The 10,345-nt window shown below is 49.7% G+C and carries 11 protein-coding genes and 1 pseudogene; 4 read left to right on the forward strand and 8 right to left on the reverse strand.

Going from position 1 to position 10,345, the window contains the following annotated elements:
• Positions 1–72 precede the first annotated feature (72 nt).
• Positions 73–756, forward strand: coding sequence for a hypothetical protein (locus tag F8N00_RS03015; RefSeq protein ID WP_035396091.1), 684 nt, complete (start codon positions 73–75; stop codon positions 754–756).
• Positions 753–1,367, forward strand: coding sequence for a hypothetical protein (locus tag F8N00_RS03020; RefSeq protein WP_152995325.1), 615 nt, complete (start codon positions 753–755; stop codon positions 1,365–1,367). The genes F8N00_RS03015 and F8N00_RS03020 overlap by 4 nt, the downstream gene beginning before the upstream one ends.
• A gap of 74 nt (positions 1,368–1,441) precedes the next feature.
• Here the strand turns inward: F8N00_RS03020 and F8N00_RS03025 are convergent, their stop codons facing one another.
• Positions 1,442–2,347, reverse strand: a complete 906-nt coding sequence (locus tag F8N00_RS03025; protein WP_023469386.1) for a Gfo/Idh/MocA family protein — start codon at positions 2,345–2,347, stop codon at positions 1,442–1,444.
• A gap of 145 nt (positions 2,348–2,492) precedes the next feature.
• Here F8N00_RS03025 and F8N00_RS03030 point away from each other — a divergent pair, with 145 nt between their 5' ends.
• Positions 2,493–3,722, forward strand: coding sequence for an SH3 domain-containing protein (locus F8N00_RS03030; RefSeq protein ID WP_023469387.1), 1,230 nt, complete (start codon positions 2,493–2,495; stop codon positions 3,720–3,722).
• Between the two features lie 146 nt (positions 3,723–3,868).
• Complete coding sequence (locus F8N00_RS03035; RefSeq protein ID WP_058712992.1) at positions 3,869–4,474, forward strand: AmiS/UreI family transporter; 606 nt, start codon at positions 3,869–3,871, stop codon at positions 4,472–4,474.
• A gap of 239 nt (positions 4,475–4,713) precedes the next feature.
• On the opposite strand, the gene F8N00_RS03040 is transcribed toward F8N00_RS03035, so the two are convergent.
• The 7 genes and pseudogenes from F8N00_RS03040 to F8N00_RS03070 all read right to left on the reverse strand — a co-directional run.
• The gene (locus F8N00_RS03040; protein ID WP_023469389.1) at positions 4,714–5,610 is read right to left on the reverse strand and encodes an LCP family protein; all 897 of its coding nucleotides are present in this window, start codon (positions 5,608–5,610) and stop codon (positions 4,714–4,716) included.
• A gap of 29 nt (positions 5,611–5,639) precedes the next feature.
• Positions 5,640–6,410, reverse strand: a complete 771-nt coding sequence (locus F8N00_RS03045) for a hypothetical protein (RefSeq protein WP_023469390.1) — start codon at positions 6,408–6,410, stop codon at positions 5,640–5,642.
• Positions 6,407–7,558, reverse strand: a complete 1,152-nt coding sequence (locus F8N00_RS03050; protein WP_058712993.1) for an aminotransferase class I/II-fold pyridoxal phosphate-dependent enzyme — start codon at positions 7,556–7,558, stop codon at positions 6,407–6,409. Before F8N00_RS03050 ends, F8N00_RS03045 begins: the two co-directional genes overlap by 4 nt.
• Positions 7,555–8,628 (reverse strand): lipid II:glycine glycyltransferase FemX, encoded by a 1,074-nt coding sequence (locus F8N00_RS03055; protein ID WP_174316583.1) that lies wholly within the window; start codon positions 8,626–8,628, stop codon positions 7,555–7,557. Before F8N00_RS03055 ends, F8N00_RS03050 begins: the two co-directional genes overlap by 4 nt.
• Positions 8,609–9,229, reverse strand: a complete 621-nt coding sequence (locus F8N00_RS03060; protein WP_035396072.1) for a sugar transferase — start codon at positions 9,227–9,229, stop codon at positions 8,609–8,611. The genes F8N00_RS03055 and F8N00_RS03060 overlap by 20 nt, the downstream gene beginning before the upstream one ends.
• Positions 9,230–9,244: 15 nt before the next feature.
• On the reverse strand, positions 9,245–9,850 hold the full coding sequence (locus F8N00_RS03065; RefSeq protein WP_421017771.1) for a glycosyltransferase: 606 nt from the start codon (positions 9,848–9,850) through the stop codon (positions 9,245–9,247).
• Positions 9,830–10,303 (reverse strand): annotated as a pseudogene (locus F8N00_RS03070) (glycosyltransferase); the annotation flags it as partial. The pseudogene F8N00_RS03070 and the gene F8N00_RS03065, both read right to left, overlap by 21 nt.
• Positions 10,304–10,345: the final 42 nt, after the last annotated feature.

The raw sequence follows: 10,345 nt of genomic DNA on the forward strand, positions 1-10,345 counted from the left end.
AGATGGAAATGATTTCAATAAATAAGATACCGACAAGAAATTGAATTTCATACACTTAGGAGGACTTGTCTTATGGAACGTTGTTCACTTTGCGGAACACCTCTAGGCTACGAGGATGACGCGTGCTCCTATTGCCAGCATCCCGTCATCGCACGGAAGCGTCCTGAAACGGAACCGACTTCATCTGCATTTCGTCCTGTTCTACTATGCATAATCATTTTTTTCGTCTTAATGACCTCGAGTTTATTTTGGTATATGACGAAAGATGCCTCTTCTTCAGAGGTCGTACCTTCTCCAGTCCAGACATGGAGTCTCTCGGAATGGTCAGATGAACAGGTTGCCTATAATCAAACCTATTCGAAAAATAAACCGCCTACATCGTATGATGTATTACGTTTCGTCCGTCAGTATACAGGAACCGTCCCTGAACTCATCACCTTTTCAACACGTTATGATTCGATCGAGACATTCTCTTCGATTCAATATATGTCTTCTCGCGCATTCAAATCTGAACTTCAGGCACTGACCGCTCTACGCCAAAAAGCAACTTCTGCTGCACCACCCCGCATTCACACAGTTGAATTCCAGGATTTTTCATCCGATGGTTCCATCTATGAACTTCGTACGCTAGAAACGTATCAAACGACACAAGGAAACGAGCCTTCATTTGTCACCTATCGCGTGCAGTATCGTATTCAACTGCATACGGATCATCTCCAAATCACGCACACTACACGAACTGAGGTGAAAACATGAGATATACATGGATGCTTCTTTTCTGTTTGATTTTATCAGGTTGTAAAGAGACACCCTCTAACGTTCAAAGGGAAATGGAGAACGATGCCTACACTCAAGTCGTCGAGCGCGCGACAACTGAGCAGGATAGTCAAGCGGCTCAAACGATGGTGAAGTTGGAGCAACAGTTCGCTAGCTATCATTTCAAAGAAGTAATCCGAACTGCCCGTACGATTGAACAGTCTGATTTAGCGCCGGATCACCCGATTCGTGAACGGGCTCAGTTGATTGAACAAACCGCTCAAGAGAAAATCAAGCAAGTCCGGCAGTTTGAAGGAACGTATGAAGTGGAGCGAAGTACTTTCGAAAATGAACCGTTTGAAGGGAGTGGTCGTATCCACGTTTCGTTTGATTCACGAAATACCTTTGTCGCATCCCTTCAATTCGATCACTTCGGAACAGCTGGATCTTTTCGAAACGATACAGAAGTCATTCGATTCGAGCCTGACCTTTCAGCTCGCCTTTTCTTTTCAGAAGGAAGTGTGACCTATCGATTCGTTCGTTCCTCGCTTCGTCTGACCTTCGAAGGACCAGGCGGAAAAAAGACGTATCAGCTTTATGAGGTGACGTGATGGTAGAAGACCCATTCCTCGATTCCATCCATAGAAAAGCCGTACTCTTCTTGATTCCAGAGTACGGCTTTCGTTCATCTCATCACATGTTGATAGATGTGATGACAGAGTTCATGAGTTTCTAAACTATCTGAAGCCGTGACGGACGCAGACGGCTCACCCGCTATCGTTTTCAAGAATGCATCAATCAACGCAATGAATCCTCTTCGACTCAATGTCGATTCCCAGTTATCTAGCGGATAGACAAGCGTTCCTTCACTCGTTTGTCGTTCGTGCATCGTCACGTCTGTAGCGATCCGCTTTTCATGCGGTCCCATCACTTCTACCCGCTCTTCCGTGACACCATTGTTCCGGTTCATCACTCCGATGGCAGTAATTCCATTTGATTCGAATTGAATCGTAACGTGATGCAACCCACTCGTATCCTGCTTACTCCGGATATGCAGGTTTTCGATTTTTCCACGTCCCGTCAAATAGCGCAGCGTATCCGCAACATGGATGAAATCATCAAACAAAAAAGGTTGCGCGCCCTCAACAGAAGGCGTTCGATTTTTTTGCATGATGATCATATTCGGGGATTCAACTTCTAACAGGCGACGATGTGCGGACGCGAATCGTCGATTGAATCCTGTAATGAACGGGACCTTCTTTTCCTCTGCCAATTGAACCAGCTCCCGAATTTCCTCGATGTTCATCGAAATCGGCTTATCGACGAATACAGGCACTCCTGCTTCAAGTGCTTGCTTCGCTTGTGTTGCATGCGCTTTTGTTGCGGAATGAATCATGACAGCATCCATTCCCTCTGACAACGCCGCTTCTAAAGTCGGAAACGTACCTGAAAAACGATACATCGATTGCCATTTTTTCGCTTTTTCCTCTTCGCGCGAAATCAAATGAATGTCCACGTCTTCTCTTGCGGCATATACAGGTAAGTATGCTTTTTGTGCGATATCTCCGATACCTACTACGGCTAATTTCATCTACTATCTCCTCCATTCATCTGCTCCATTATTCCCTTTTCATCACTATTATATTCGAATGCATCAATTTTTTTGAAAACAAGTGAATTTCCTTTTTTTGTTTTATGATGAATCTATATTTTCAAAAAGGAGGGAATGATTTTTTATGAAGCCATTTTTTCGAATGAGTCTGATACTCCTGATCCTGTTTACACTTTTCCTACCAGCTTTACCGGCGCAAGCTGCCAGTTATCAAGTCGTCGTCACATCCAAATCCGGAGGAAATATTCGTTCTAAACCAAGTACGAGTTCCTCTGCAACTATCGTTCGCCTCGCTGCGTATCAATCGAAATTCACAGCAGTATCGTATTCGAACGGTTGGTACAAAATCAAAGATGGCGGCACATACCGTTATCTGTCCAATCAAGTCGCAAAAAAAGTGACCGGTCCGAGTACATATGCTCTCGTCGTCACCTCTAAGTCTGGCGCGAACATTCGCTCCAAACCAAGCACGTCCTCTAGTAAGACGATCGTTCGGCGTGCTGCTTACAAGAGTGTGCTACAAGCAGTCTCCTATTCCAAAGGATGGTATAAGATTAAAGACGGAGGAAAGACACGCTACGTTTCCAATCAAGTCGTCCGAAAGAAAACAGCAGCTAGTAAATACCCGGTTGCCTCTTTACGCTATTTTCAACTCGGTTCTACTTCCTATATTACGACGAAACAAAGTAATGTCCGACGGTATCCGGCAAGTACGACCAAGTTGTTGACTGCCATCGTCGGATACGAAGTAGCCGCTCGAAACGGTACACTGGATCAACCTTTTACGCTCACGTATTCCATGATTTCAGTACCGTATGGTAGCAGTGTGGCGAGTTTACGCTCGGGAGATCGTGTCACGATGCGCCAACTCTTGAATGGCATGTTGATTCGCTCGGGTAATGATGCCGCTAAAGCGATTGCCGTTCGGACCGCGGGTTCTGAATCAAAGTTCGTTTCGTTAATGAATAGTCGTGCTCAAGCACTCGGCATGACAGCAAGTCATTTTTCTAATCCACATGGTTTTCATGAATGGAATCACTATACGACAGCTGCCGATATGCAAAAACTCGCGAACACATACGCGAATTATAGCTACCTGATTACAGTAAGCGGTCGAAAATCATATAAAGCAAGCATCAAAGGACCTTACGCTCGGACGTTAAAGTGGTATCACACGGATAAAACCTTACCTAAGGAACCTCGTATTTATGCGAGTAAAACGGGATATACTCCTGAAGCGAACAATACGCGCGTCTTTTTCCTTAAAAAGGGGAATGTCCGTTATGGATTGGTCACACTCAAAGGTACTCCCACTCAAACGGAAACGACACTCCGCTCTGTCTTGAAACAATAATTGCTCAATCAACAACCTGATTCCCTTTCCGGGAGTCAGGTTGTTTTTCATTTTGTCTCTAAAATTATGCTTGCGCTGAAAACGAATTCATCTTAGAGTTAAGTTTAGAATCAGACGTCTGACGTCTTAATGAAGGAGAGTTTTACGTGGGAAATGTCAGTTTGTTATTTGGGGGCGTCGCGCTCTTTTTAAATAGTTTGACCTTGTTCGGAAAAGTCGATCTCCGTAGCGCGGGTGTCTTCAGTCTCATCACCGGTTTATTGCAGACGTTCATCGCAACCTATCTCGTCATTGGTGCCGCTGGCGATCCAGCGTTGACGTTCGGATACGCGAGCATCTATCTGTTTGCCTTTACGTACGTTTACGTCGGGATCACGTTCTTGTTTAATCTCGACGGGAGCGGGGTCGGTTGGTTTTCCTTGTTCGTTGCGATTGCCGCCTTGTTTTATGCGTTCGTCAGTTTCACGACGAATGACATCATCGGTAGTGTGACGTGGTTGTTCTGGGCGTTGCTCTGGAGCCTGTTCTTTCTCGGAATGGGAATGAATCGCCCGATTGATGCAATCACTGCCCGTGTCGCCCTCGTCTTGAGCTGGTTGACATTAATCGTACCGGCACTGATCGGGCTTCGATTCGGCTACTTCAGTTCAGCGTATCAATGGTTATGGAGCGGTGCTGCCATTCTGACTACCGTCTATTTCCTCTATACGATGATGAAATTCTCGATGCTTCGGACGATCCGGTCGTCGTGAAACGCTAATCGATTCATCAAAAAAAGATGTCCATTTTCGGTTATGAATCGGAGATGGACATCTTTTTTTGTTTTATTTGTAGTATACGTCAAACGAAAAGCAAAATAATTTGTTCGCTCGACATCGCTTCCTAGGGAAAAACAAGCAAGAGTGACCCTGCAGCGAAGCGAAGCGGTAAGATGCTTGTCCCAGGAAAACGATGCGAGACGAACAAAGCATACGCTCGTTCTTGCCTCATGTCATTCCAATGCTTCCTTTAGTTGAGCTTGAACTTCTTTCAACGACTTGTCCGTCGGATGCCAGTAGTAGATTCCGTCCGATTCGATTCCCCCTTTCCCGTCGAGTGATAAGGTCTCGACATTTCGTAAGGCATCCCGGTAATCCGTCGCGACGGTCCGGGCAACGGAAAATGGTACGTTCGTCTTGACGTTTTTCCCGAGTGCGTCGAGGACAGCATTGAAGCGACGAATCGAGAAGTCCTCCGTCATCTTATCGGTGACCGCCTGAACGACTTGCCGTTGACGGATCTGTCGTCCAAAGTCACCGCGTGGATCATCATAGCGCATCCGCGCATAGGCAAGTGCTTCTTTCCCGTTCAGCGACAGTTCCCCTTTTGGAAATTGCATCTCATAATATGAGAAATTGATATCGTTCTCGACGGTGACACCATCGACGGCATTAACGAGATCCGTGAACCCTTCTAAATTGATTTCTGCGAAATAGTCGAGTCGGATATCCAGCAGATGACTAACCGTGTCGAGTGCCATCTGTGGACCACCGAAGGCATACGCATGATTGATCTTATCGTTCGATCCATTGCCGATGATTTCTGTTTTCAAATCACGCGGGATACTGATCATTTGGCTCTTATTCGTCTTCGGATCAATCGTTACGACGATGATCGTATCACTGCGTCCTGTCTCGTTTTTTCGTTGATCGACGCCGAGTAATAAAAAGGAGAGCCCTTTTTTCTGTTCGACCGCTTTCTCTGTCTCGACGCTCGCCTTGACTGGCACTTGGACTTGAACTTCTTTCATCGTCTGGCTCGCTTTATGGTACACATACCCGCCTGAACCGAAGAGAAGGAGCAGGCATATCCCCGTCAGTGTCAACACGATCCATTTCCACTTCTTCATCATCCATTCCCCTTTTCTTCGATCTGAATTCAGGACGGTCTCTGCGCTTCAAGTACGAGCAACGCATTGCGCCAGCTACCGAACAAAGCGGTGATGACGCCGATGCTTGGCGCATCACGTCCGATGCTGAACCGTTGGTAACTTGCGATCGTCAGATGTTCCGTTTCTTTTGCAGCTGCGGCGAGCACGTCGAGTACCTCCTCTTCCCGCCAGCGTTTTCGCGGAAATTCGATGCCGATGATTTCAAGGGCGTTTGACCAAGAGCCGTACCGGCGAGCAATCGTTGCGACGGTCGGACGATTTTGACCAGCCGCCCACTTCGTGTAGGTCTGGCTCGTCAAGACCGGCAAGGCACCTTGCGCTTCAAGTAATGACTCGATGATCCGTTGTTCCATTTCCTGGATGCGTTCCTTTAAGATATCCGCTTCTGACAATGCCTGCTGCCACGAGTTGAATTGATGGACGATATCCGTCAGGCTAGGTGCTTGCTTTTGTTGCGCCCATTCGCGGTACGTCGCGCTCGTGAAAGGATCGAGTTCCTCCCGTGCCTGACGCAAGGCGTCAATGATTTCCGATTTCGTGAACGTCAAGCGGGCTTGTCCGATGCCAGCTCGTTCCAAGGCGATCTGCCACGACCCAAACAGCATCAGGATTTCCGCGACGCTTGGATGAGTGGTGTTCAATTGCCAGCGGAAATAGGTATTGGCCGTCAATTCATTCTTCCCGTTCGCAGCGAGACGGAGTGCGTGGATCGCTTCCTCCATATCGCGCATGACGATGTCCCCTTCCCATATATTCATGACTGGACGTTCCGGCGTACGTTCGTCTGTAAGGTATGACGAACGTTTCGGATGACGACGGCTTGTTCGGTGAACGTCATTTGTGAAGCAGACGGGAGGCAGATTCCGTCTTCAAACAGACGACGGCTGACATCCATCCCTTCTGCTGTGATGAATGGTACGTCGCGATAGACGGGCTGCAAGTGCATCGGTTTCCAGACCGGACGGGACTCGGCATTCACCTGTTGTAGCGTCTGGATCATTTCGTCGCGTTGCACTTGACCACCTGGTAAGAGAAAAGCACTGAGCCAACGGTTGGCGAATGTTCCGGTCTGCTCGACTTGCGACGTGACGCCGCCCGGTGCAAAGGCACGTTCATAACGATCAAAGATCTTCCGCCGCGCATCGACGCGTTGATCGATGACTTCGAGTTGACCGCGTCCGATCCCAGCAGCGACGTTGCTCATCCGGTAGTTGTAGCCGACTTCCGTATGCTCGTAATGGAGGACCGGTTGTCTCGCCTGTGTCCCGAGATAGAAGGCACGTTCGATCAAGGCTGGATCATTTGCGACGAGCATTCCACCACCTGACGTCGTGATGATCTTGTTGCCGTTGAAGGAGTAGATCCCGAACGTCCCGAATGTCCCCGTCATCCGCCCGTTGACGCGTGTTCCAAGTGACTCTGCCGCGTCTTCGATCAACGGAACATCGTACTCTTCACAGAGCGCAGCGATCTCCTCGATTTGTGCCGCGACTCCGTATAGATGAACGACGATGACGGCTTTCGGAAGTTTTCCTCGCGTTGCCGCCTGGATCAACGCGCGTCGGAGTGCGACGGGTGACATGTTCCATGTCTCCTCTTCCGAATCGATCAGGACGGGACGAGCACCGACGTAACGAATCGGATTCGTCGAAGCGATGAACGTCAAGGACTGACAGAAGACGTCATCCCCCGTCGTGACACCAAGCGTCGCGAGTGCCAAGTGAATGGCTGCCGTACCACTGCTCGTCGCAAGCATTGCGCGAGCTCCCGTGTAGGCTTGCATCTCTCGTTCGAAGGCGTCGACGTTCGGTCCAAGCGGTGCGACCCAGTTCGTCTCGAGTGCTTCCGTGACGTAACGTGCTTCTTGACCACTTAAGTGCGGGATGGAGAGCGGGATGTGTTTCATGATGTTTCCTCCCTTCGAGGTGACAGCTGACGGAGCGGCGTCCGGTAGATCGGGAACCACTGTCCTGTCTCGATTTCCGGATGTTGTTGTTTGATTTGTCGCGCGAGCCGGTCATAAATCGTCGGATCAAGAATCGATGTCCCGAGTCCAAAAAATGTTCGATTCGCTTCACCAAAGGATCGTTTGTAGGCGAGTAAGCTATCTGCATCGGATCGTGTCGTTCCGCCACCGAGATGTAACGCTTGAAGACCAGCTTGTTTTGCCCAGCGAATCATCTCCGCGAATAATAGATGATTCGGGCGAAGCGACAAGTAGGCAGGATCTGAAGCACCGAGATGATAATGTGCGAACTGGCGACCCGTCAGGACGATGCACCCAGCGATGATCCGCCCCGCTTGTTCGGCAAGCAACAGGACATTTTTGATCCGTCCTTCAGCGAAGTGATCGAAGTAGGTCTGATCAAAGTAATACCGCGCATCGGCTTGATGTTTATCCATCGTCATCTGATAGAGACGGGCGAAGTCGCAGTACTCTTCCGGACGTCCGAGGCGAATCGTGACGCCTTCGCGGCGTGCTTTCCGGATGTTACGTCGCGTCATTTGCGAGAATCCACCTTCGATTGTCTCGAACGGATCCGTCAGCTCAAGTGTCACCGTCGGCTGCAAGATATCCGTTTGATGGCACCAGTGTTGACCGAGTTCCTGATTGTGTAGCAAAGGGTGGAAACGAACCGTCTCGGTGACGATTCCGGTTTCACGACAGTACTGTTCGAATCGCGCGCGGGCTTCGCGAATCTGATCAAGTGACCAGATACCCATGAAATAAGGACCACCATAGCCGTACGGCGTCGTGATGTCCTCAAAGCGTGTGCCTGGAATCGGTCGCCGCAAGTACGGATAGATCAACGTCCCAAACTCCGTCGGATAATAAAATAATTCAGGAATCTCATCGGGCCCCTTCGCAAGTTCGAAGTAAGCATGTTCGTAATAACAATCGAGTTGATAGGTCGCGACAAGTGCGTCCCATTCGCGTGGATCCCGAATCAACCGTTCATCGCTTAGCGACATCATGGGGAACACCTCCGTCGAGACCCTTGAACTCACCCATGCCGGTCTGGTGAGCCGTCGAGTTCCCTTCTGACGAGATGACCATTTTGAACGTCTTGAATAGGATGTAGAGATCCAGTCGGAATGTATGATTGGCTGCATACCATTGATCTTGCTCGAGGCGTTGCTGCCACGTCGTTGCGTTACGACCGTGAATCTGTGCCCAGCCTGTCAGACCAGGTAAGACATCGTGTCGTGCCATCTGCTCCTTCGTATAGTGGTTCAAGTAGCTGACGAGCAACGGACGCGGTCCGACGAAACTCATCTGTCCGCGGAGGATGTTTAAGAACTGCGGGATCTCATCAAGGCTCAAGCGACGAATCCACTCGAGCGATGCCGGAATCCGGTCCGCATCCGGAAGGAGTTTCCCTTCGGCATCCGTTTCATTCGTCATTGTGCGGAACTTATAGATCTTGAACAATTCTCCCTTATAACCAGGGCGGACTTGATTGAAGAAGATCGGTCGTCCAAGCTTCGTGTAGATGACTAAGGCGACGACGGCGTAGACAGGAATCAAGATGAGGATGGCGATCAGACTAACCGTGAAGTCGAATGTGCGTTTCATGATGACGTCCTCCTTTTACATAGCTGAAAAGAGATCAAGTTGTCGTTTGATGACGTCGGCTTCGTTGAAATATTTCATGGCACGGTCAAATCCATTCCGTCCCATCTCGTTGGCACGGTCAGGATGTTCGACGAGTGTATTCATCCGTTTGGCGAGCTTCGCGATGTCGTGGACTTCAACGAGATACCCCGTTTTCCCCTCGACGACCTCTTCGCGGCAGCCGCGGATGTTTGTTGCAATGACGGGCTTTGCGCTCGCCATCGCTTCGATGATCGAACGTGGGACGCCTTCGCGATGCGATGGTAAGACGAAGGCATCGACTTGTTGAAACAAGCTCGGTACGTCTTCGACGAACCCAAGGTAATCGACATTCGGAATCTCGCGAATCCGTCGTAAGAATAAGTGTTTCGTCGTCTGATCCCGCTCGCTTGCCATCATCTCACCAGCGATGACGAGACGGGCTTCCGGGTGGCGATAGACGACGTCCTCGAACGCATCGAGCAGTTCGAGAATCCCCTTTTCTTCGACGATCCGACCGATGAAGAGGAACGTAAACGGCGCTCCGGCTTCACGTGGTCGTGGGTAGAAGCGGGTCAAGTCAATCCCATTTCCAAGGTGCATCAGGCGGGTATTCGCCTTAAAGCGTTTGCGCTGAGCGAGTTGATAATCTTCTTCGCTTTGGAGGAGAAGGTAATCGGTCGCGAAACGAGCTAGCCACTTTTCAACGGAATACGTCAGCTGGTACGTCACCCGCCCCATCTTCTCGTGGAAGTAAAAGCCGTGTGCCGTGTAGACGATATGCTTCGTTCCGGCCCGTTTTGCGGCGACGCGTCCGAGGGCGGCAGCGACTGGTGTGTGGACATGGACGGCGTCGTAGCCGTCCTCCTTCAAGATTCGTGTGATTTCTTGGATCGTCCGCCAGTTACTCGTCCAGTCGATCCGGCGCTCGATCGGGATGTCGTGCATCCGGAATCCCTTTGCAGCCAGTTTCACCGAGGCACCGGTGTCGGCACAAGCAATGCCGACGTCGTGCCCGGCGTTTTGTAAAGCGAGTAAGAGCGGCTGTAACATCGTCTCTGCCGTCGTATCAAGGGCACCTGTCTCTTATACACATCT

This window comes from Exiguobacterium sp. A1_3_1 (genome assembly GCF_048985645.1).
Classification (GTDB): Bacteria; Bacillota; Bacilli; order Exiguobacteriales; family Exiguobacteriaceae; genus Exiguobacterium_A; species Exiguobacterium_A indicum.

Bases quoted from the DNA above. Each gene is read 5' to 3' on its own strand.
- F8N00_RS03015 (WP_035396091.1), top strand. From the start codon at position 73: ATGGAACGTTGTTCACTTTGCGGAACACCTCTAGGCTACGAGGATGAC.
- F8N00_RS03020 (WP_152995325.1), top strand. From the start codon at position 753: ATGAGATATACATGGATGCTTCTTTTCTGTTTGATTTTATCAGGTTGT.
- F8N00_RS03025 (WP_023469386.1), bottom strand. From the start codon at position 2,347: ATGAAATTAGCCGTAGTAGGTATCGGAGATATCGCACAAAAAGCATAC.
- F8N00_RS03030 (WP_023469387.1), top strand. From the start codon at position 2,493: ATGAAGCCATTTTTTCGAATGAGTCTGATACTCCTGATCCTGTTTACA.
- F8N00_RS03040 (WP_023469389.1), bottom strand. From the start codon at position 5,610: ATGAAGAAGTGGAAATGGATCGTGTTGACACTGACGGGGATATGCCTG.
- F8N00_RS03045 (WP_023469390.1), bottom strand. From the start codon at position 6,410: ATGAATATATGGGAAGGGGACATCGTCATGCGCGATATGGAGGAAGCG.
- F8N00_RS03050 (WP_058712993.1), bottom strand. From the start codon at position 7,558: ATGAAACACATCCCGCTCTCCATCCCGCACTTAAGTGGTCAAGAAGCA.
- F8N00_RS03055 (WP_174316583.1), bottom strand. From the start codon at position 8,628: ATGATGTCGCTAAGCGATGAACGGTTGATTCGGGATCCACGCGAATGG.
- F8N00_RS03060 (WP_035396072.1), bottom strand. From the start codon at position 9,229: ATGAAACGCACATTCGACTTCACGGTTAGTCTGATCGCCATCCTCATC.
- F8N00_RS03065 (WP_421017771.1), bottom strand. From the start codon at position 9,850: ATGCACCTTGGAAATGGGATTGACTTGACCCGCTTCTACCCACGACCA.